Source organism: Stutzerimonas balearica DSM 6083 (assembly GCF_000818015.1).
Taxonomy (GTDB): Bacteria; Pseudomonadota; Gammaproteobacteria; order Pseudomonadales; family Pseudomonadaceae; genus Stutzerimonas; species Stutzerimonas balearica.
The window spans coordinates 1,372,255-1,393,788 of sequence record NZ_CP007511.1 but is presented as its reverse complement, the minus strand read 5'-3'; the positions used below and the strand labels follow the sequence as shown (position 1 = coordinate 1,393,788).

22 protein-coding genes are annotated in these 21,534 nt (G+C 67.5%); 13 read left to right on the top strand and 9 right to left on the bottom strand.

Annotation, left to right across the window (positions count from 1 at the left end; genetic code table 11):
• Positions 1-103: 103 nt before the first annotated feature.
• Together CL52_RS06335 and CL52_RS06330 are read left to right on the top strand one after the other, a co-directional pair.
• Entirely contained in the window at positions 104-781 is a 678-nt protein-coding gene (locus CL52_RS06335) for a response regulator transcription factor (protein ID WP_043219165.1), read from the top strand.
• A complete protein-coding gene (locus tag CL52_RS06330; RefSeq protein ID WP_043219163.1) occupies positions 778-2,118 on the top strand; it encodes an ATP-binding protein in 1,341 nt (446 codons plus the stop codon). Before CL52_RS06335 ends, CL52_RS06330 begins: the two co-directional genes overlap by 4 nt.
• Here the strand turns inward: CL52_RS06330 and CL52_RS06325 are convergent.
• Both CL52_RS06325 and CL52_RS06320 read right to left on the bottom strand, forming a co-directional pair.
• Positions 2,078-3,460: a heavy metal sensor histidine kinase gene (locus CL52_RS06325; protein WP_043219162.1), complete on the bottom strand. Its 1,383-nt coding sequence runs from the start codon at positions 3,458-3,460 to the stop codon at positions 2,078-2,080. The two genes, CL52_RS06330 and CL52_RS06325, sit on opposite strands and share 41 nt — an antisense overlap.
• Positions 3,457-4,140, bottom strand: coding sequence for a heavy metal response regulator transcription factor (locus CL52_RS06320; RefSeq protein ID WP_043222978.1), 684 nt, complete (start codon positions 4,138-4,140; stop codon positions 3,457-3,459). The genes CL52_RS06325 and CL52_RS06320 overlap by 4 nt, the downstream gene beginning before the upstream one ends.
• A gap of 144 nt (positions 4,141-4,284) precedes the next feature.
• Here CL52_RS06320 and CL52_RS06315 point away from each other — a divergent pair, with 144 nt between their 5' ends.
• The 9 genes from CL52_RS06315 to CL52_RS06275 all read left to right on the top strand — a co-directional run bounded on the left by CL52_RS06315 (position 4,285) and on the right by CL52_RS06275 (position 11,919).
• Positions 4,285-4,488, top strand: a complete 204-nt coding sequence (locus tag CL52_RS06315; RefSeq protein ID WP_008570355.1) for a DUF2933 domain-containing protein — start codon at positions 4,285-4,287, stop codon at positions 4,486-4,488.
• A gap of 100 nt (positions 4,489-4,588) precedes the next feature.
• Positions 4,589-6,892 (top strand): heavy metal translocating P-type ATPase, encoded by a 2,304-nt coding sequence (locus CL52_RS06310; protein ID WP_052264617.1) that lies wholly within the window; start codon positions 4,589-4,591, stop codon positions 6,890-6,892.
• A gap of 10 nt (positions 6,893-6,902) precedes the next feature.
• A complete protein-coding gene (locus tag CL52_RS06305) occupies positions 6,903-7,172 on the top strand; it encodes a heavy-metal-associated domain-containing protein (RefSeq protein ID WP_043219159.1) in 270 nt (89 codons plus the stop codon).
• 21 nt (positions 7,173-7,193) lie between these two features.
• Positions 7,194-7,640, top strand: a complete 447-nt coding sequence (locus CL52_RS06300) for a DUF411 domain-containing protein (protein WP_043219158.1) — start codon at positions 7,194-7,196, stop codon at positions 7,638-7,640.
• A gap of 19 nt (positions 7,641-7,659) precedes the next feature.
• Positions 7,660-8,010, top strand: a complete 351-nt coding sequence (locus CL52_RS06295; protein WP_043219156.1) for a DUF3147 family protein — start codon at positions 7,660-7,662, stop codon at positions 8,008-8,010.
• Positions 8,011-8,149: 139 nt separating this feature from the next.
• On the top strand, positions 8,150-9,937 hold the full coding sequence (locus CL52_RS06290; RefSeq protein WP_043219154.1) for a copper resistance system multicopper oxidase: 1,788 nt from the start codon (positions 8,150-8,152) through the stop codon (positions 9,935-9,937).
• An 11-nt stretch (positions 9,938-9,948) separates the two neighbouring features.
• Positions 9,949-10,281 carry a hypothetical protein gene (locus CL52_RS06285; RefSeq protein WP_043219153.1) on the top strand — a complete coding sequence of 111 codons (333 nt, stop codon included), beginning with the start codon at positions 9,949-9,951 and terminating at the stop codon, positions 10,279-10,281.
• Positions 10,271-11,245, top strand: a complete 975-nt coding sequence (locus CL52_RS06280) for a copper resistance protein B (RefSeq protein WP_043219151.1) — start codon at positions 10,271-10,273, stop codon at positions 11,243-11,245. Before CL52_RS06285 ends, CL52_RS06280 begins: the two co-directional genes overlap by 11 nt.
• A gap of 14 nt (positions 11,246-11,259) precedes the next feature.
• Positions 11,260-11,919 (top strand): c-type cytochrome, encoded by a 660-nt coding sequence (locus tag CL52_RS06275; RefSeq protein ID WP_043219149.1) that lies wholly within the window; start codon positions 11,260-11,262, stop codon positions 11,917-11,919.
• A gap of 118 nt (positions 11,920-12,037) precedes the next feature.
• Here CL52_RS06275 and wrbA read toward each other — a convergent pair whose 3' ends face one another.
• The 5 genes from wrbA to CL52_RS06250 form a co-directional block, all read right to left on the bottom strand.
• Positions 12,038-12,637 carry an NAD(P)H:quinone oxidoreductase gene (wrbA, locus tag CL52_RS06270; protein WP_041107057.1) on the bottom strand — a complete coding sequence of 200 codons (600 nt, stop codon included), beginning with the start codon at positions 12,635-12,637 and terminating at the stop codon, positions 12,038-12,040.
• Positions 12,638-12,727: 90 nt separating this feature from the next.
• Positions 12,728-13,426 carry a pirin family protein gene (locus tag CL52_RS06265; protein WP_041107058.1) on the bottom strand — a complete coding sequence of 233 codons (699 nt, stop codon included), beginning with the start codon at positions 13,424-13,426 and terminating at the stop codon, positions 12,728-12,730.
• A gap of 122 nt (positions 13,427-13,548) precedes the next feature.
• Positions 13,549-14,088, bottom strand: a complete 540-nt coding sequence (locus tag CL52_RS06260) for a DUF3087 family protein (protein ID WP_041107060.1) — start codon at positions 14,086-14,088, stop codon at positions 13,549-13,551.
• Between the two features lie 92 nt (positions 14,089-14,180).
• A complete protein-coding gene (locus CL52_RS06255; RefSeq protein WP_199861601.1) occupies positions 14,181-14,960 on the bottom strand; it encodes a PhzF family phenazine biosynthesis protein in 780 nt (259 codons plus the stop codon).
• Between the two features lie 93 nt (positions 14,961-15,053).
• Positions 15,054-15,791, bottom strand: a complete 738-nt coding sequence (locus tag CL52_RS06250; protein ID WP_043219147.1) for an MBL fold metallo-hydrolase — start codon at positions 15,789-15,791, stop codon at positions 15,054-15,056.
• Positions 15,792-16,015: 224 nt separating this feature from the next.
• Here CL52_RS06250 and CL52_RS06245 point away from each other — a divergent pair, with 224 nt between their 5' ends.
• A complete protein-coding gene (locus CL52_RS06245) occupies positions 16,016-16,573 on the top strand; it encodes a TetR/AcrR family transcriptional regulator (RefSeq protein WP_043219145.1) in 558 nt (185 codons plus the stop codon).
• Positions 16,574-16,610: 37 nt separating this feature from the next.
• On the opposite strand, the gene CL52_RS06240 is transcribed toward CL52_RS06245, so the two are convergent.
• The gene (locus CL52_RS06240) at positions 16,611-19,682 is read right to left on the bottom strand and encodes an efflux RND transporter permease subunit (protein WP_043219143.1); all 3,072 of its coding nucleotides are present in this window, start codon (positions 19,680-19,682) and stop codon (positions 16,611-16,613) included.
• 6 nt (positions 19,683-19,688) lie between these two features.
• Positions 19,689-20,789 (bottom strand): efflux RND transporter periplasmic adaptor subunit, encoded by a 1,101-nt coding sequence (locus CL52_RS06235; RefSeq protein WP_043219142.1) that lies wholly within the window; start codon positions 20,787-20,789, stop codon positions 19,689-19,691.
• A gap of 96 nt (positions 20,790-20,885) precedes the next feature.
• Between CL52_RS06235 and CL52_RS06230 the strand changes: the two genes are divergently transcribed.
• Positions 20,886-21,533, top strand: a complete 648-nt coding sequence (locus CL52_RS06230) for a TetR/AcrR family transcriptional regulator (protein ID WP_043219141.1) — start codon at positions 20,886-20,888, stop codon at positions 21,531-21,533.
• Position 21,534 lies beyond the last annotated feature (1 nt).

Below are 21,534 nucleotides of genomic sequence, written 5' to 3'. Positions count from 1 at the left end.
CATGCCGGCGACCGATTAACGCGCCATTAACGGCTTCGCCGCGGCTGCATAACGCTGCCTTAATCGCTAAGGTCGACACTTGGTTTTTTGCACGGATCCATGCATGCACGTATTGCTCGCCGAAGACGATGAATTGATCGCCAGCGGCATCGTCGCCGGCCTCGGCGCCCAGGGGCTGACCGTCGATCACGTGGCCAGCGCCGCGGCGGCCGAAGCACTGCTGCGCGCGGCCGCTTTCGACGTGCTGGTGCTCGACCTCGGCCTGCCCGACGAGGACGGCATCGAACTGCTGCGCCGCCTGCGCCAGCACGGGCTGGACCTGCCGGTGCTGGTGCTCACCGCGCGCGATGCGGTCAGCGACCGCGTGACCGGTCTGCACGCCGGTGCCGACGACTATCTGCTCAAACCGTTCGACCTGCGCGAACTGGCCGCGCGCCTGCATACCCTGGTGCGACGCAGCGCCGGGCGTGCCGTCACCCAGATCGAGCACGGCCGCCTCCGCTACGACCCCGGCAGCTGCGAGGCGCGCCTGGACGGCCGCCCGGTCGACCTGTCGCGCCGCGAACAGGCGCTGCTGCAGGCGCTGCTCAACAGCCGCGGCCGGGTGCTCAGCGCCGATCAACTGAAGGATGCGGTCTACGGCCTGGCCGATGACGTCGAGAGCAACGCGCTGAACGTGCATATCCACCATCTGCGGCGCAAGCTCGGCAGCGGCATCGTCGAGACCGTGCGCGGCCTGGGCTACCGCCTCGGCCCGGCCGGCGGGGAAGACCTCCCATGAGCCTGCGCCTGCGCCTGACCCTGATGCTCGGCACCGCCTTCGTCCTGCTCTGGATGCTGGCGGCGACCTGGATGCTGGTCGACCTGCGCAACCAGCTGATGCTTTCGCTCGACCAGCGCCTGGCGGCCTCGGCCCGCATGGTCGCCGGCCTGTTGGTGCAGCTGCCACGCCCCATGCCCGGCGACGGCCCGCCGCAGCGCCTGAGCGCCGAACAACTGGGCATCCCCAACGGCCTGGCTTGCCAGGTCAGCTCGCTGCGTGGCGAAGTCCTGGCGCGCAGCCACGCCACTCCTGACCAGCAGCTGGCTGCCGAGCGCAACGGCTTTCGCGTTCAGCTGATCGAGGGTGTGCCCTGGCGCAGTTTTACCCTGGTGCAGGGCGAGCTGCGCATCACCACGGCCGACCGCCTGGACGAACGTGCCACGCTCAAGCGCTCGGTACTGCTGGCCGCCGCACTGCCGGTGGCACTCGCCCTGCTCGGCAGCCTCGGCCTGCTCTGGCTGGGGCTGGGCCGCGGGCTGGCGCCGCTGCAGCGGATTCGCGAGGCGCTGACCCGGCGCAGTGCGGAGTCGCTCGAGCCGCTGCCGACCGCCGGCCTGCCGGCCGAGCTGCTGCCGCTGGTCGAGACGCAGAACCAGCTGTTCGAGCGCATCGCCCAGGCCATCGAGCGCGAACGGCGATTGACCGGCGATGCCGCCCACGAGCTGCGCAGCCCGCTGACCGCGATCAAGACCCACCTGCAGGTCGCGCGGATGACCGAAGGCGCCGCTGCCGAACGGGCGCTGGCCAACGCCGAGGCCGGTGCCGACCGCCTGCAGCGCACGCTCGAGCAACTGCTGTTGCTGGCCCGGGTGGAAGGCAGTCTGGATTTCGACGACGGCCAGCAATGCTCGGCCGCCGAGGTCGCGCGCCTGGCCATCGAGGACGCCGCCGGTGCCGAGCAGGCATCCATCGAGCTGCGGCTCGCACCCGGGCTACCCGACACGCCACTGGCAATGCCGCCGGTGCTGGCGATCGCCGCGCTGCGCAACCTGCTGGACAACGCCCTGCGCCACACCGCGGCGGGCACCACGGTGAGCCTGTGCGTGGAGCCCGCCGATGGGCAGGTCCGCTTCCGGGTATGCGACCGCGGGCCGGGTATCGCCGCCGAACATCTTGCGCACCTGACCCGGCGCTTCTGGCGCCACGCCAACAGCGCCGGGAGCGGCCTGGGTCTGGCGATCGTCCAGGCCATCGCCGAGCGCTGCGGCTGCACGCTCGACTTCGACAACCGCGCCGAGGGCCTCTGCGTATCGCTCAACGTCGCGCTGCGCGACGCAGCGGAAACACCAGGCTGAAGGTGGTCCAGCCCTCGGCCGAATCGCAGTGGATGCGCCCCTGGTGCGCCTGGATGATCGAGCGCGTGATCGCCAGGCCAAGCCCGGCATTGCTCGGGCTGCCTTCGCGGCGCGCCGGGTCGCCGCGGTAGAAGCGGTCGAACAACCGCTCGCGGTGCTCCGGCGCAATCGTCGTGCCGGGGTTGGCCACGCTCAAGCGGACCTCGCCCGGCCCGGACTCGATCGCCAGGCGGATCACACCGCCATCGGGCGTGTAGCGCAGCGCATTGGACAACAGGTTCGACAACGCCCGGCGCAGCATCAACAGATCGCCCTGAATCGTACCGGCACCGGACAGCTCGAAGCGCACCCCGCGCTCGTCCGCCGAGAGCTGGTAATAGTCCAGCAGCTGCGCGCACAACGCCTCCAGCGCGACGGGTTTGGCGTCCGGCACGATCAGCCCGTTATCCGCCTTGGCCAGAAACAGCATGTCGTCGATCATCCGCGACATGCGCTGCAGCTCCTCCAGGTTCGAATGCAGGTTGTCCTGGTACGCCTCCACCGTGCGCGCACGGGTCAGCGCCACCTCGGTATGAGTCATCAGATTGCTCAGCGGCGTGCGCAGCTCGTGGGCGATGTCGGCGGAGAAGTTCGACAACCGCACGAAGGCGTCTTCCAGCCTCGCCAGCATGGCGTTGAAGGCCTGCACCAGCTGTTGCAGCTCGGCCGGGATCGAGTCGTCGGGGATGCGTTCGCGCAGGGATTTGGCCGAGACCGAGGCGGCCACCTGGGTGACCTCGCGCAGCGGCTGCAGGCCGCGGCGCACCAGGGCCCAGCCAAGCAGGCCGCTGAGCGACGCGCAGAGCACCAGCGCACCCCACAGCCAGCCGCTGAAGGTATGAAAGAACGCCTTGTGCACGGTGACATCGAGCAGGATCAGCAGCGTCAGCGCCGTCTGACCGACCGGCACCTGCGTCACCTCCGCGCGCCAGAGGCGCCCATCCAGCGACAGCTCGCCGTCGCGCTCGGCGGCCAGCGCGAGCAGGCGCGGGTCGGCCCCGCCTGGCAGCGGCTCGGGAAACAGTTGGCGCCCCGCTGAATCGAAGACGAACCCCCTTATCTCGCTGTGCCCACCGAGCAGGGCCTGCAGCCGTGGACGCAGCCGCTCGAAGTCATCACCGGCCTGCAGCTCGCCGAGCAGCGCCTCGCCGGCGCGAAGCTTCTCGTGCAGGGTGTGCTGGTCCAGCTCGTTGAAGTGGCGTTCGCTGAGCTGGTGAAAGAAGTACCCCGCGGCCGCCAGCACGCCGGTCACCGCGAGCATGAACATCAGGCTCAGCCGCGCCGTGAGCGACAGCCGCTTCATGACGGGTCCGGCTCGTCGAGCATGTAGCCCATGCCGCGCGCGGTATGGATCAGTTTGGGCTCGAAGCCATCGTCGATCTTCACCCGCAAGCGGCGGATCGCCACCTCGATGACGTTGGTGTCGCTGTCGAAATTCATGTCCCAGACCTGCGAAGCGATCAGCGACTTGGGCAGCACCTCGCCGCGCCGGCGCAGGAGCATTTCCAGCAGGGCGAATTCCTTGGCGGTCAGGTCGATGCGCTGGCCAGCCCGCGTGGCGCGGCGCTTGAGCAGGTCGACCTCCAGATCGGCAACCTTCAGCTGGGTCTGCAAGGCCGCCGCGTTGCCGCGTCGCAGCAGGGTGCGCACACGGGCCAGCAGCTCGGAAAAGGCGAACGGCTTGACCAGATAGTCGTCGGCACCCAGCTCGAGCCCCTTCACGCGGTCCTCGACACGGTCGCGCGCAGTGAGAAACAGCACCGGCACCTCGCGCCCGGAGGCACGCACCAGGCGCAGCACTTCCCAGCCATCGAGGCCCGGCATCATCACGTCGAGGATCAGCAGGTCGTAGGGCATGCTCAGCGCGTGTTGCAGCGCGTCGGTGCCGGTCGTGACCCGGTCGACGGTGAACCCCGCCTCGCTCAGGCCCTGCTGCAGGTAGGTGCCGGTTTTCGGCTCGTCTTCGGCAACCAGCAGTTTCATGTCCCGTTCCTCGGCTCGGCGATGGGCGAAGTTTGGCAGCCGCAGCGGCAAGCGCGCCATGAGCTGACAGAAACGTAATCTTTCCATCAGCTCCATGTAAGGCCGCGAGGTCTATCTTGAAGGCATCCATCCCGGAGGCCGGCCATGCAACGCAGCGGAACTCCCCAGCCTTTCTGGCGCAGCCCCGCCGGCATCGCACTGCTGATGCTGGCTTCGATCGTGCTGTTCTACCTGGTGCGCGAACATCTGACGCATACCGCCGAAGCACTGCCTTATCTGATCCTGCTGCTCTGCCCGCTACTGCACCTGTTCGGCCACAGACACGGAGGCCACGATGGCGACCGCTGACCAGCCCGGCAACCACGCCCACGCGCATCACCACCCCGCCCACCATTCGCAGCCACCCCACCTAGCCGAAACCGCGACCGAACAGGACCCGGTGTGCGGCATGCCGGTGGCCGGCGACAGCCCGCTGCATGCCAGCCATGGCGGGCGCGACTACCACTTCTGCAGCCAGCGCTGCCTGGACCGCTTCGTCGCCGAGCCGCAGCGCTATGCCGGCGCCGAGCCCGCGGCGGCGCCGGTCGAGGCCGACCCGGCCGCCGAGTACACCTGCCCGATGCACCCGGAGATCCGCCAGATCGGCCCCGGCACCTGCCCCAAGTGCGGCATGGCGCTGGAGCCGGTGATCCCCGAGCTGGAGGAACAGGAGAACCCCGAGCTGCGCGATTTCTCCCGGCGCTTCTGGTGGACCCTGCCGCTGACGGTGATCGTCACCCTGCTGGCAATGGCCGGGCATTCGCTGGCGCTGTTCCACGGCGCCACGCAGAACTGGGTGGAACTGCTGCTGGCGACGCCGGTGGTGCTCTGGGCTGGCTGGCCGTTCTTCGTGCGCGGGGTGCAGTCGATCCGCCAGCGCAGCCCGAACATGTGGACGCTGATCGGCCTGGGCACCGCCGCGGCCTATGTCTACAGCGTGGCAGCCACCCTGGCGCCGCAGCTGTTCCCGGCGACCTTTCTGCAAGACGGGCGCATCGGCGTCTACTACGAGGCGGCGGCGGTGATCATCTCGCTGACGCTGCTCGGCCAGATGCTCGAGCTGCGCGCGCGCTCGCAGACCTCGGCAGCGATCAAGTCGCTGCTCGGCCTGGCGCCGAAGACCGCGCGACGGATCAACGCCGACGGCAGCGAGGAGGACATCGCGCTGACCCACGTGCACCTCGGCGACCGCCTGCGCGTGCGCCCCGGCGAGAAGGTGCCGGTGGACGGTCGCGTGCTCGAGGGCGAAAGCGCGGTGGACGAGTCGATGCTCACCGGCGAGCCGCTGCCGGTGACCAAGCGCAGCGGCGATGCGTTGATCGGCGCCACGCTCAACACCCACGGCAGCCTGGTGATGGAAGCGCAGAAGGTCGGCGCGTCGACCATGCTTGCGCAGATCGTGCAGATGGTCGCCCAGGCCCAGCGCAGCCGCGCGCCGATGCAACGCCTGGCCGATCTGATCGCCGGCTGGTTCGTGCTGGTCGTGATCGCCATCGCCGTGCTGACCTTCTTCGGCTGGGGCCTGTTCGGCCCGCAGCCGAGCTGGGTGTTCGGCCTGATCAACGCGGTGGCGGTGCTGATCATCGCCTGCCCCTGCGCGCTGGGCCTGGCCACGCCGATGTCGGTGATGGTCGCCACCGGCAAGGCCGCCGGCAGCGGCGTGCTGTTCCGCGACGCCAGCGCCATCGAGAACCTGCGCAAGATCGACACGCTGATCGTCGACAAGACCGGCACTCTCACCGAGGGCCGCCCGGCCTTCCACAGCGTGGTCGCAGCGCCCGGCTTCGGCGAGGACGAGGTGCTGCAACTGGCGGCCAGCCTCGACCAGGGCAGCGAGCACCCGCTGGCCCACGCCATCGTCAAGCGCGCCCGCGCGACCGGCATGCAACTGAGCCCGGTCGAACAGTTCGAGTCGGCCTCGGGCATCGGCGTGCGCGGGCGCGTCGCCGGTCGCCAGCTGCTGCTCGGCAACACCGCGCTGCTCGATGAAGGCGGCGTTGACAGCGGCGCGCTGCGCCAGCGCTCCGAAGCGCTGCGCGCCGAGGGCGTGAGCATCATGTACCTGGCGGTCGACGGTGCGCTGGCCGGGCTGCTGGCGGTGGCCGACCCGATCAAGCCCACCTCGCGCCTGGCGGTCGAGCGGCTGCAGGCCGATGGCGTCCGGGTGGTCATGGCCACTGGCGACGGGCTGACCACCGCACGCTCGGTGGCGCGCCAGCTGGGCATCGAGGAGGTGCACGGCGAGGTCAAGCCGCAGGACAAGGAGCGCCTGGCCGCCACCCTGCAGCAGGCAGGGCACCGCGTGGCGATGGCCGGCGACGGCATCAACGATGCACCGGCGCTGGCGCGCGCCGACGTCGGCATCGCCATGGGCACCGGCACCGACGTGGCGATGAACAGCGCCCAGGTCACGCTGGTCAAGGGCGACCTGCTGGGCATCCTGCGCGCCCGCAGCCTGTCGGTGGCGACGGTGCGCAACATGCACCAGAACCTGACGTTCGCCTTCCTCTACAACAGCCTGGGCATCCCGCTGGCCGCCGGCCTGTTCTACCCGCTGACCGGCCACCTGCTATCGCCGATGATCGCCGCGCTGGCGATGAGCGTCAGCTCCGCCTCGGTGGTGTTCAACGCGCTGCGCCTGCGCAACGCCGATGTTGACGGAGGGCTTGACCTTGCCACGATGTCAAGGTCGAGCATCGAGCCAGGCCACTGAGGAGATCGCCATGAACACCACTACGCTGAAGGTCACCGGCATGAGCTGCGGCTCCTGCGTTCGCCATGTCAACGCCGCCCTTGCGGCGCTCGATGGCGTCGTACAGGTCGACGTGGAACTGGCCAGCGGTATCGTCCGCGTCCGCGGCGACGCCGAGCCCCAGGCGCTGGTTACCGCCCTCGACGAAGCCGGCTACCCGGCAGAACCCATCGCCGAGGCCCCCGCCGCGCCGGCGAAGAAAACCGGCTGCGGCGGCAGCTCTGGCTGCTGCTGCCGCTGACACACGCTCTGGAGAATGCGCATGAACAAGTACCTCGTCACGCTCACCGCCCTGCTGATGTCGGGCATGGCCCAGGCCGCCACGGTCATCGACGTGCATCGCGACGCCAACTGCGGCTGCTGCAAGGACTGGATCAAGTACCTGCAAGCCAACGGCTTCGAGGTGCGCGACCATGTGGAAAGCAACATGCCGGCAGTCAAGCAGAGCCTCGGGGTCGTACCCCGGCTGGGCTCGTGCCACACCGGGGTGATCGACGGCAAGTTCGTCGAGGGCCACGTGCCGGTGGCGGCGATCCGTGAGTTGCAGCAGCGCGGTGACCTGCTCGGCGTCGCCGCACCGGGCATGCCCGCCGGCTCGCCCGGCATGGATTATGGCCAGGCCAAGCAGCGTTACCAGGTCATCGGCCTGACCCGCGAGGGGCGCGACATGGTGCTCGGCGAGTACCAGGGCGATCAGCTGCAGCGCTGAGCCGCAGGCGGGCACGCCGATGGGCTGGCTCATCGCCAAGTACCTGCTTACCGCTGCCGTGGTGGTGCTGGTATCGGAAGTCGCCAAGCGCAGCGATCGGCTCGGCGGCTTTCTCGCTGCCCTGCCGCTGATCACGGTACTGGCGATGATCTGGCTCTATGTCGAGCGCCAACCGCTGGAGAAGATCGCCAATCATGCCTGGTACACCTTCTGGTACGTGCTGCCGACGCTGCCGATGTTCCTGCTGTTCCCACGCCTGCTGGCGCGGCTGGGCTTCTGGCCCGCGCTGCTGGCCGGCGCCCTGCTCACCGTAGCCTGCTTCGGCCTGCTGGCGCTGTTGCTGCGGCGCTTCGGCGTACAGCTGCTCTAGCCGCGCGCATGGCGGCCACCAGCTGACAGAAGCGTAATGTTCCGCTCAGCCAGTGGTCAGCTCGGCCCGGTTATCGTTGCTCTGTTGCTGCGCTAAGCGCAGCGCAATCAGTGCCAGAACAAACCCGCAAAGGATCCACATGCACGCCAACCAATCCCGGCGCACCTTCGTCAAAAGCCTGGCTGCCGGCGGTGCCGTCGCCGGCCTCGGGCTGTGGCGCCAGCCCGTCTGGGCGCTGACCAGCCCAGGTCAGCCGACGGTGCTCAGCGGCACCGAGTTCGACCTTACCATCGACTCCATGAGCGTGGACTTCACCGGCAAGCGCCGCACCGCCATGGCCATCAACGGCAGCATTCCCGGCCCGCTGCTGCGCTGGCGCGAGGGCGATACCGTGACCCTGCGCGTGCGCAACCGGCTGCCCCACGACACCTCGATCCACTGGCACGGCATCCTGCTGCCGGCCAACATGGACGGCGTGCCCGGCTTCAGCTTCGCCGGCATCGCCCCGGACGGCATGTACGAATACCGCTTCAAGGTCAAACAGAGCGGCACCTACTGGTACCACAGCCATTCGGCGTTCCAGGAGCAACTCGGCGTCTACGGCCCGCTGATCATCGACCCAGAGGAGCCGGAGCCGTTCGCCTACGACCGCGACTACGTGGTGTTCCTCTCCGACTGGACCGACGAAAGCCCGGCACGGGTACTGGCCAAGCTGAAGAAGCGCTCGGACTACTACAACCAGGGCCGGCGCACGCTTGGCGATTTCATCGACGATGTCGCCGACAACGGCTGGACCGACACCATCAGCGAACGCTGGGCCTGGGCGAAGATGAACATGTCGCCGACGGATCTGGCCGATATCAGCGGCGCCACCTACACCTACCTGCTCAACGGCCAGGCACCGGACGGCAACTGGACCGGCCTGTTCCAGCCAGGCGAGCGCATCCGCCTGCGGCTGATCAACGGCTCGGCGATGAGCTACTTCGACTTCCGCATCCCCGGCCTCAAGCTCACCGTGGTCGCCGCGGACGGGCAGAACGTCGAACCGGTGCAGGTGGACGAAGTGCGCCTGGCCGTGGCGGAAACCCTCGACGTGATCGTCGAGCCGGACGGCAGCCAGGACGCCTACACCCTGTTCGCCCAGTCCATGGACCGTAGCGGCTTTGCCCGCGGCACCCTGGCCGTGCGTGATGGTTTGCAGGCGCCGGTTCCCGAGCCCGATCCGCGCCCCGAACTGACCATGGAAGACATGGGCCATGGCGATCATTCCGCCCATGGCCAGGCGGCTGCGCCTGCGCAGAGTGACGATCCTCACGCCGGACACGGCGGCATGAGTCACGGCGCGATGAATCAGGGCCAGATGGACCACGCCGCCATGGGCCACGGCTCGTCCGGCAGTGGCATGCAGGCGCATCCGGCCAGCGAAACCGATAATCCGCTGGTGGACATGCAGACCATGATGCCGGTGCCCAAACTGGACGATCCCGGTATCGGCCTGCGCGACAACGGCCGGCGCGTGCTGACCTATGCCGACCTGCGCAGCACCTTCGCTGACCCGGATGGCCGCGAGCCGAGCCGCACCATCGAACTGCACCTGACCGGCCACATGGAGCGCTTCGCCTGGTCGTTCGACGGCATTCCCTTCGCCGACGCCGAACCGATCCGCCTCAAGTACGGCGAGCGGGTGCGCTTCGTGCTGGTCAACGACACCATGATGCACCACCCCATTCACCTCCACGGGCTGTGGAGCGACCTGGAGGACGAGCACGGCAACTTCCAGGTGCGCAAGCACACCATCGACATGCCGCCGGGCTCCAAACGCAGCTACCGCGTCACCGCCGACGCCCTCGGGCGCTGGGCCTATCACTGCCACATGCTGATGCACATGGACCTCGGAATGTTCCGTGAAGTCCGCGTAGAAGAATGACGGAGAAACCTATGAACACGATCAAACTGCACGCCCTGCTCGCCTTCGGCCTGACCACCGCGCTCAGCCTCAACACCGCCTACGCGCAAAGCGAGCACGACGGTCATCATCCCGCCAATGCACCAGCCGAACAGGCCGCGCCGCAGGCCAGCCAGCCCAAGGCGCAAGGCGGCATGCAGGGCATGGACCACGATCAGATGATGCAGATGCACGACCAGCACATGGGCAATGGCCAGATGATGGACCACGGCAGCATGGGTCAGGGCCAGATGATGGGCCACGATGGCGCGATGCCGAAGGACATGCCCAAGCCTGCCGAGAAGGGCAACCAGCATGCGCATTGAGACGCTGCCCGTCGCGGTCGCGCTGAGCCTCGCTGCCGCGACAGTGCAGGCCCAGCAGGCCATGGATCACTCCGGCCACGCCGGACATGACGCGCCGATGCAGCAGATGCCGATGGATCACGGGCAGACGGACCACGGCGCCATGCCTGGCGCCCCCTCGGACCGCGCGTCGACGAGCCAGGAGAGCATGGACCATGGCAGCCACGGCTCGATGACACATCCGCCCGCCACAGGTATCCCGCCGGGCGAGGCATCACGGGCGCCGGTGCCGACGATCCGCGATATTGACCGTACAGCCGCCTTCCCAGAGCTGCCGCCCCACGAGATGCATCGCGGCGGCAGCAACTTCCTGTTCCTAGCCGATCAGCTGGAATGGCAGGACGCCGACGAAGGCAGCACGCTGGCCTGGGACATTTCCGGCTGGTATGGCGGCGATATCGACCGCCTCGCCTTCCGTTCCGAGGGTGAGCGCACCAATGGCCACACCGAGGAGGCCGAGCTGCAGCTGCTCTGGAGCCACGCCATCGGCCCCTGGTGGGAGACCGTCACCGGCGTGCGTCAGGACTTCAAGCCTGGTTCGCCACAGACCTGGGCCGCCTTTGGCGTGCAGGGCATGCCGCTGTTCGGTCTGGAAACCGAAGCCACCGCGTTTCTCGGCGAGGGTGGCCAGACTGCACTGCGCCTGGAGGCTGAATACGACATCCTGCTGACCCAGCGCTGGGTACTGCAGCCCACCGCGGAGCTGAACCTGCACGGGCGCAACGACGAGGCGCGCGGCGTCGGTTCCGGCCTCAGCGATGCGAATGTCGGGCTGCGCCTGCGTTACGAGATCAGCCGCCAGTTCGCGCCCTATGTCGGCGTGAGCTGGAATCGCGCCTACGGCAACACGGCCGACCTGCTGCGTGACGAAGACGAGGATCTCAGCGACACCCGTCTGGTGGCCGGCGTACGATTCTGGTTTTGAATAAAGCCTGACGCATGAATACAGCAATCAAGACCCTGACACTGGCCGCCGCCGCACTGGCCATCGCCGCAGCCGCGACCGTGTATTCGGGCGCCATCAACGTCGCCGCCGACGCACCGCACTCGGCAGCGGTCGAGGCGGTGCTGGAAATCGTTCGTGAGCGCTCGATCGCCCGGCGTGCGCACGACATCGAAGTGCCGGCGCTCGACGACCAGGCGCTGATTCGCTCCGGGGCGGGCAACTACCAGGCCATGTGCGTCGGCTGCCACCTGGCGCCGGGCCTGAGCGAAACCGAGCTGAGCGCAAGCCTCTATCCGGCGCCGCCAAACCTGGCCGCGCACGGCCATGGTGGCGATCCGGCGCGGGCGTTCTGGATCATCAAGCACGGCATCAAGGCCAGCGGAATGCCGGCCTGGGGCCAAAGCATGGGTGACGACTACATCTGGGGGTTGGTCGCCTTTCTCGAACAGATGCCAGGCCTCGACGCGCAGCAGTACCGCGACCTGGTGGCGGCGAGCGGGGGCCATCAGCATGGCGGCGGCGAGTCGGGCATGCACGACCACAGCGACCAGCATCACGCCGCACCCGCCAGCGAGCCGACACCCGCCGGGCTCGAGGCTCCGCAGGCCGGCGAAATCCATCGGCATGCCGACGGCAGCGAGCACCGGCACTGACGCAGTGCCACGCCGCAGGCCGAACCGGCTCGATACGCTCACCGAACCGCGCCGAGGGGGGTTGGCTATAGACGCGGCAAGGCGGCTCGGACAGCTGTCGAGCCGCCCTGCCGGCCCCTCAACCCTTGAGTTTCTGGGCGACCTTGGCGACCAGCTCGCCCTGGTAACGGGCCATGGTCAGTTCCTTTTCCGATGGCTGGCGTGAGCCGTCGCCACCGGCAATCGTCGAGGCGCCGTAGGGCGTGCCGCCGTTGACCTCGGAGATGTCGGCGAACTCGGGGATGCCGTAGCCGGTCGGCACGAGGATCATCCCGTGGTGCGCCAGGGTGGTCCAGGTCGAGGTGATGGTCATCTCCTGGCCGCCACCGGTGCCCGTGGAGGTGAACACGCTGGCGACCTTGCCGTGCAGCTTGCCTTGCGCCCAGAGGCCGCCGGTCTGATCGAGGAAGTTGCGCATCTGTCCCGACATGTTGCCGAAGCGGGTCGGGGTACCGAAGATGATCGCGTCATAGTCGGCCAGCTCTGCCGGGCTGGCCACCGGCGCGGCCTGATCGACCTTGCCACCGGCCTTCTCGAATGCTTCCTCGGGCATGGTTTCCGGAACTCGCTTGATAGTCACCTCGGCGTCGGAGACGCCGCGAGCGCCTTCGGCCACGGCATTGGCCATGGTCTCGATGTGGCCGTACATGGAATGGTAGAGCACGAGAATCTTTGCCATCGGTGTGGTTCCTCTGTCGGGATAAGTCAGCTTGCGGATGCCGGGTTTTGAAAACCGCCCGGCGTCGGTCGTTCCCCTCGCGCGAGCGGCTCAGCCGGCGTCGACCAGCACGATCTCGCTATCTTCCAGCGCCTCGACCAGCAGCTGCGCCTCGTCACGTATCGCCAGCCCGTCACCGGCCGCCGCAGTGACGCCGTTGACCCGGACGCGCCCGCTGGCCGGCACCAGGTACACCTTGCGGCCGCTCTCTATGGAATAGCTGGCGCTCTGCCCGGCCGCCAGCGTGGCGGCCGCCAGCCGCGCATCGGCGCGAATCGGCAAGGCGTCATCATCGCCCGGCAGACCGCTGGCAAGGGTGACGAAGGCACCGGCACGCTCACCAGCCGGAAAGGGCCGTGTTCCCCACGACGGCGGCAGGCCCGAACGCTCCGGAAAGATCCAGATCTGGAACAGACGAGTTTCTTCGTCCTCCAGATTGAACTCGCTGTGCACGATGCCCGTGCCGGCGCTCATGACCTGCACGTCCCCGGCGACGGTGCGGCCGCGGTTGCCGAGGCTGTCTTCGTGCGTGATCGCGCCCTGGCGAACATAGGTGATGATCTCCATGTCGCGATGCGGGTGCGGCGGGAAGCCTGCCTGCGGCGCGATGCTGTCATCGTTCCAGACGCGCAGCTTGCCCCAGCGCTGGCGCGCCGGGTCGTGGTAGTCCGCGAAGGAGAAGTGATGGCGGGTATCCAGCCAACCGTGGTTGGCGGCGCCGAGGTCGGCGCGGGGACGGTGTTCGATCATGCTGCCCTCCAGTGGCGGACCGTACGGGTCGATCCGCGATGGAGGCATGATCTATCAGTCAGACAAAGCTTTGTTCGCGATTATCAGCACAAACACATCAAATCGATCGATAGGTATTCCGCTCAGCGCTTGGCGGGAATCTGCTTCACGGCCGCCAGCCAGCTATCGTCCAAGGCGCTCTGCTCGACATCCAGCCCCAGCGCCTGCATGGCCTCACGGTGTGCGTCGATCTCGCGGACCATGTCGCTGAGCGCGGTCAGGTTGCCGTCGAGCTGATGCATCTGCGTCACGCCCAGATGATAGAAACGCAGCAGCTTCATCGCCTGCTCGTCATTCGCCGCCACCCCTGCCTTGACGTGGTGCATGACGTTGGTGACGCTCATCAAGCTGCGCTTGAGGCGCCAGCCATAGACCGCAGCCGCCATCCACGCCTGTGCCCAGAACACCCGGCGCACCAGCAGCACGGTCAGCACCAAACCCAGGGCCACGCCGATGACGTTCCAGCGCAGGTTGTCGCCACCCGGTTCACCGAACAACAGCACGGCCAGCGCCGCCAGCAGCATCGCCAGCGCGGCAAAGGTGGCGGTGACGATCAGCGTGCTGCGCCTCGTCTGCTGCCGATAACGCTCGGCACTCATCGGCTGGATTTCGAAGACGACCATCGGCTGGATTCCTTGCGCGGGTTCTGGCGGCGCGCATTATGCGCCACAAGCGCCGCCCCGGGGGATGCCGGCGGAGCGGCGAGTGGCCGCGGTCAGATTTCGATGCTGCCCTGCAGATACAACACCGCAGCGCCAGCAACGTGCACCCGCGCGTCATCCACGCGGCAGTAGAGCTGCCCGCTGCGGGCCGAGGCCTGCAGCGCGATCAGCGAGCGCTTGCCCAGGCGTTCGGCCCAGTACGGCGCCAGGCCGGCATGAATGGAGCCGGTCACCGGATCTTCATCCCCGCCATTGGCCGGCCAGAAATAGCGTGAGGCGAAGTCGTGCCGGTCCCCGGGGGCGGTCACCACCAGATCGAGCGGCGCGAAAGCCTTGAGCGCCTGCAGGTCCGGTTTAAGGCTGCGCACCTGACTTTCATTGGCGTAGACGGCGAACCACGCCTGGGCATTGCGCAGGATCCGCTCGGGCACGACGTCGAGCGCCTCGAGCAACGCCTGCGGCGGCTGTGCGATCGCTTCGGGCGCGCGGTTCGGAAAGCTCATTTCCAAGAGGCCGTCGCTGCGACGAGTGACCTGGATATCGCCCACCGCGGCGGCGCGGAAGGTCAGTGGCGCCACGGCCAGCGCCTGCTCGAGGATGACGAACGCGCTTGCCAGCGTCGCGTGGCCACAGAAGTCGATCTCGGTCAGCGGCGAGAACCAGCGGATATGAAACGCGCCATCCGCCTCGCGCACGAAGAATGCGGTTTCGGACAGGTTGTTCTCCGCAGCGATCGCCTGCATGCACTCGTCGGCCAGCCAGCGCTCCAGCGGTACCACGGCGGCCGGATTGCCTTTGAAGCGTTCAGTGGTAAAGGCATCGACCTGAAAAATCGGCAGTCTCATCTCGTCCTCACATGCCACGGCGGGCCGGGATGTCCGCCTGCATGACGCACCATAGGGCGCGCGATCGTCGCCGGCAAACCCTCATTCGACCCATCGCGGGTAGAGGCCGGCGGCGGCCTGCAGGCGAAGCCCGGAGCGGCCGCCCGCCTCATCCGCTGGCGTGTCCCGGCCGAGCGTGTCGCCGGAAAAGAAAAAGCGGCGGCCATCCGCGACGGTGAGGAACAACCCGAGTGCGCCGTGCTCAGCCAGCGGCACCAGCACCACCGAGCCGTCGCCAAACAGGTCGGCGCTCATGGCGTAGCCATCGAAGGGGCCGTCGTCGAATGCCAGCACTGTCCAGTTCACCGCGTGGCGAAACTGACTGGGCAACACTGCGGGCGGCGTCGCGCGGCCCAGATAGTCGAGGCTGGCTCGGCTGGCCAGCACGGGAAGCTCCGGGAAGTCCGCCAGCCCGGAGGCCTGATCCCAGCGCGGGGATGACAACAGGATGCGCTCCACGGCGATACCGGCACGTTCGAGCTGGTCGCGAACCGGCCACACCCTTGCGTAGCGCCTGGGCCTCCAGGGCAACTCTGCCGCCATTTGCGCATCGACCTGCCGCCCGAGGCCGGTACCGAACAAGAGCCGCGCATCCGCGTGCTCGATCAATACGACCACATGGCTGACCGTCTCGGGCTCGGCCCAGCCACTGCGGTTCAAGCGGAACTCACCCGTTCCCGTGCTACGGGCGGTCTCGATCAGGCTGAAGCGCAACGGATCGGCACTGGCCTGCCCCAGCACCGCCATCAGCAGAACGAGCCAGAGCAGTTGGCCTGGCATCTGTCCGCACCCTCTTCGCCCGGCGGCCCGCGGCCCGGCCTGTTGGTCATCGCGCCCGGCGCCGGGCCAGGTGCTGTGTTGGCGGTTCATCGCGCTGCCCTCGAAGAAACTGTGAACCGATAATAGACAGACCTGTCTGTATATCGCAATATCCAGTTTCGCATGCTGCGTCCGTTGGAGCGGATCCGGGCGCCGCGCATAATGGCGCGCATAAGGAGACATCCATGGCCACGAACAAACGCGAACAACTGCTGGGGACGGCCGAGCAGCTGTTCTACCGCGAGGGTTATCACGCCACGGGCATCGACCGGATCCTGAGCGAGTCCGGGGTGGCGAAGATGACGCTGTACAAGCACTTCAAGTCCAAGGACGAACTCATTCTTGCCGTCCTGCAGGAACGGCACCGCGTCATACTCGAGCGCCTGCACCAGCGTGCCGCGGCGTTGCCGCCACGCGAAGCGCTGCTGGCGCTGTTCGACGGCCTGCACGCCATGATCGAACGCGAGTCGTTCTGCGGCTGCCTGTTTCTCAATGCCGCCTCGGAGTACCACGAGCACGACCACCCGATCCATCGCTGCGCAGCGGCCTACAAGGCGGAGCTGCAGAGCTACCTGCACGACCTGTTGGAACGGATGCACGCCGCACAGCCGCGCTCGCTGGCGCGCCAACTGCAATACCTGCTCGAGGGCGCACTGACCATGGCGCACATGGAGGGCCCCGGCGATCAGGCGCGCGAGGCCAAGGTTGCCGCCGAGCAGCTATTGGCTGCAGCCGGCCTCTGACCCGCCGCGCGGCGGCGGGGTCTAGCGCCCGGCCGGGCTAGCGCTCCCCTTCGCGAACCCTGAACCAGGCCGCATAGAGCGCCGGCAGGAACAGCAGCGTGAGCGCCGTGGCCACCACCAGCCCGCCCATGATCGCCACCGCCATGGGGCCGAAGAAGATGCTGCGCGACAGCGGGATCATCGCCAGCACCGAGGCCAGCGCTGTCAGCACGATGGGCCGGAAGCGCCGCACGGTGGCATCGATGATGGCGTTGAAGCGGTCATGCCCGGCGCCGATGTCCTGCTCGATCTGATCGACCAGAATCACCGAGTTGCGCATGATCATGCCCGACAGCGCGATAGTGCCGAGCATGGCGACAAAACCGAATGGCTGGCGGAACACCAGCAGGAACAGCGTCACGCCGATCAGCCCGAGCGGGGCGGTGAGAAACACCATGGTCGAGCGCGAGAAGCTTCTGAGCTGCACCATCAGCAAGGTCATCACCACGATGGCGAACAGCGGCAGGCCGGCGTTTACCGATTTCTGTCCGCGCTGCGAGTCCTCGACGGTGCCTCCGATCTCCAGCAGGTAGCCACTGGGCAGCTCGGCACGGATGTCGTCGAGCGTCGGTGAAATCTGCGCGACCAGCGTCGCCGGCTGCTGCTCGTCGTAGATATCGGCGCGCACGGTGACCGTCGGCAACCGGCTGCGGTGCCAGATCACGCCCTCCTCGAATCCGTACTCTAATGTCGCCACCTGCGACAGCGCCACGCTGCGGCCGCTTTGCGTGGGAATCGCCAGGCTCGGCAGCAGCGACAGATCGCTGCGCTCCTGGTCGGTCCCGCGCAAGAGGATCTCGATCAGCTCGTTGTCCTCGCGGAACTGGCTGACGCTGCTGCCGACAAAGGTGCGCCGCAGGAAAGCCGAGAGCTCGGCCGTGCTCACGCCCAGGGCGCGGGCGCGGTCCTGATCGACGTTCAGCCAGACCACCTTGCTCGGCTCCTGCCAGTCCAGATGCACGTTGACCACGTGCGGGTTCTGCCGGACCCGCGCGGCCACCTTGCGCGCCAGCGCACGGACCACATCGATGTGCTCACCGGTGACCCGAAACTGCACCGGATAGCCCACTGGCGGGCCATTCTCCAGCCGCGTGACGCGACCGCGCAGGTTGCTGAAATCCTCGCGCAAGCGTTCGATCAGCCAGCTGCGCAGCGCTTCGCGCGACTCGACGCTGTCGGTGAGCACGACGAACTGGGCGAAACTCGTTGCTGGCAACTGCTGGTCCAGCGGCAGGTAGAAGCGCGGCGAGCCGGTACCGACGTAGGCCACGTAGTTGTCGATGCCGACGCGGTCCTTCAGCAACGCTTCGAGACGCTGCACCTCGGCCTCGGTGGCCTTGAGCGAGGCGCCCTCGGTTAGCTTCAGGTCGACCATCAGCTCCAGGCGCCCCGAGGCCGGGAAGAACTGCTGCGGCACCAGCCGGAACAGACCGATCGAAGCGACGAAGGCCACCAGCGTCAGCGCAATCACTGTCTTGCGGCGGCGCACGCAAGCGGCCACGATGCCTCGCACGCGGCGGTAGAAGGGCGTGGCGTAAGGGTCGTGCAGATCCTCGCCCTCTCCGTGCTTGCGCGCTGCCTTGGCCGCCATGTCCGGCAGCAGGCGTTCACCGAGCAACGGAACGAACATCACCGCGGCGACCCAGGACGCGACGAGTGCGATGGTCACCACCTGGAAGATCGAACGGGTGTACTCGCCGGTGCTGGAATTGGCCGTGGCGATCGGCAGGAAGCCAGCCGCCGTGATCAGCGTACCGGTCAGCATCGGAAAAGCCGTACTGGTCCAGGCGTAGCTGGCCGCCTTCAGCCGATCGAAGCCCTGCTCCATCTTTATCGCCATCATTTCCACCGCGATGATGGCGTCGTCGACCAGCAGGCCGAGCGCGAGCACCAGTGCACCGAGCGAAATCTTGTGCAGGCCGATGCCGAAGTAGTGCATCGCCGTGAAGGTCATCGCCAGTACCAGCGGAATCGACAGGGCAACCACCAGGCCGGTGCGCAGGCCGAGGGAGAAGAAGCTCACCAGCAGCACGATGGCGAGCGCCTCGACCAGCACCTTGACGAACTCGCCGACACTGGTCTTCACCGCCGCCGGCTGGTCCGACACCTTGTCCAGCTGCATGCCGGCGGGCAGCTCCTGCTGCAACCGGGCGAACTCCGCCTGCAGCGCCTCGCCGAGCATGAGGATGTCACCACCGCTCTTCATCGAAACCGCGATACCGAGCGCTGGCTCGCCCATGAAGCGCATGCGCGGCGCCGGCGGATCGTTGAACCCGCGATGTACCTCGGCCACGTCGCCGATGCGGAACGTGCGCCCGCCGACACGGATCGGAAAATCGCGGATCTGCTCGACCGTCTCGAAACTGCCGGTCACGCGCAGCTGCACGCGGTCGCTGATGGTTTCGACGAAGCCCGTGGCGCTCACCGCGTTCTGCGCTTCCAGCGCCTGGCGCACTGCATCCAGCGGCACGCCCAAGGTGGCGAGCTTGACGTTGGAAAGCTCGATCCAGATTTTCTCGTCCTGCAGGCCGATCAGCTCGACCTTGCCGACGTTGGCGACCCGCTGCAGCTGCAACTGGATGCGGTCGGCGTAATCCTTGAGCACCGCGTAATCGAAGCCCGGCCCGGTCAGCGCATAGATATTGCCGAATGTGGTGCCGAACTCGTCATTGAAGAACGGACCGATGACGCCCGGCGGCAAGGTATGCCGGATGTCACCGATCTTCTTGCGAATCTGGTACCACAGCTCCGGAATGTCCTTCGAGCGCATCGAGTCGCGCGCCATGAAGGTCACGTTCGACTCGCCAGGCCGCGAGAACGAGACGATGCGCTCGTACTCGCCGGTCTCCATCAGCTTCTTCTCGATCCGTTCGGTGACCTGCCGCGAGACTTCCTCGGCGGTGGCCCCTGGCCATTGCGTCTGGATCACCATGGCCTTGAAGGTGAACGGCGGGTCCTCGCTCTGGCCGAGCCGGCTGTAGGACAGCGCACCGACGACCGCAACCAGCAGCATCAGATAGACGACCAGTTGGCGGTGCTGCAGCGCCCAGGCGGAAAGGTTGAAGCGCATCGCGACTTACTCCTGGCGGCCTGGCTCGACGGGGCGGTTGTTACGGTCGACCGGGCGAACCTCCTGCCCTTCCTCGAGCAGCTGTACGCCAGCCAGCACGACCCAGTCATCCGCGCCGAGACCTTCGAGGACCGGCACCAGGCGCTCGCCGAACGGCCCGGTGCGTACCGGCGCCCGAGCCACGCGGTTGTCGGCGGTCAAACGCCAGACGAACGCCTGCCCCCTTTCCGCACTCACGGCCGAAAGCGGCACCGCCAGCGGCACCGCTTCGTCGCGCACGATAGTCACCCGGGCGCTCTGACCCAGCTCGGCCGGCACATCGGCCTGATCGAAGGCCACGCGGGCCGAATAGGTACGCGAACCGGGATCGGCGGCCGGCGACAACTCGCGGATATGGCCGGCAAAGCGCTGCCCCGGTAAAGACCAGAGTTCGACTTCGACGGCCTGGCCGATGCGGTAGCGCTCGAGTGTCTGCTCCGGCACGCTGATCGCCACTTCCCGTTCGCCATCTGCCGCCAGCACGAACGCGGCCTGCCCGGCCGCCACGACCTGCCCGACTTCGATGCTGCGGCGGGCGATGACGCCGTCATTGCTGGCACGCAACACCGCGTAGTCGACCTGATTGCTGGCCACGTCGTACTCGGCGCGGGCCTGTTTGAGCCGCGCCGTGGCGGCGCGATAGGCATTGTCGGCACTGTCGAACTGCGACTGGCTGACCAGTTGGCGCGCCTGCAGCGCCTTGTAGCGATCGTATTCGGCCTTGGCCACCCGCAGGTTCGCTTCGGCGGCCGATAGCTGGGCGCGCACCCCCTCGAGTTGCAGGCGCACGTCCTGCGGATCCAGGCGTGCCAACGGCTGGTCCTTGCGGACCCGATCGCCGGCCTCGACCAGACGCTCGACCACCTTGCCGCCGATGCGGAACGCCAGCTCCGGTTCGTAGCGCGCGTGTACCTCGCCGGGATAGTGCTCACTGGCCTCCGCGGCCGGCTGCGGCTGGACGACCATCACCGGGCGCGGCGGCTGTTCGACCGGCTCGCCATTGCCGCAAGCGGAAAGACCAAGAGATAAGGCAACAGCGGAAGCTAAGGTGAGGAAGGAATGGCGCACGGTGGGTTCTCGCTCTGTCGCACGGGCGGCGGGAATACTTATACTGGCCGGTATAGTAAAAATGCCGTACCAGCCAGTCCAGTATTAATAGCAACCATGATCGAGCGCCATTCCCCCGCTACCGGCCCCGGCCGGCCGAAGGACCTCGCCAAGCGCGAGGCCATTCTCAACGCTGCACGCCTGCTTTTTCTCGGCAATGGCTACGAGGGCAGCAGCATGGAGGCGATTGCCAGCGAGGCCGGCGTTTCCAAGCTGACGCTGTACAGCCATTTCAAGGACAAGGAGGCGCTGTTCTGCGCCGCAGTTAAATCGACCTGCGAAACCCGGCTGCCACGGCGGCTGTTCGGTTTCGACGCGCAGCGCCCGATCGCCGAACAGTTACTGGAGATCGGCCTGGCCTTTCAGGCGCTGGTGAACAGCCCCGAATCGATCGGCCTGCATCGCGTGATGGTCGCCCTGGCCACGCAGAACCCGGCGCTGGTCCGGCTGTTTTATGAGGCGGGCCCACAGCAGCTGATCGACGATCTCGAGCAGCTGTTTGGCCAGGCGCATGCCCGCGGCCTGCTGCATGCGCCCGACGCGCTGCGCACCGCCGAGCATTTCTGCTCACTGATCAAGGGCGGCCTGCACTTCCGCCTGTTGATCGGTCAGGACGTCGAGCCGGACGCGACCGAGGCACAGGCTCAGGTTGCCGACGCCGTGGCGTTCTTCCTGCGTGCGACGCGGCCGGCTGCCGGCGCCTGAG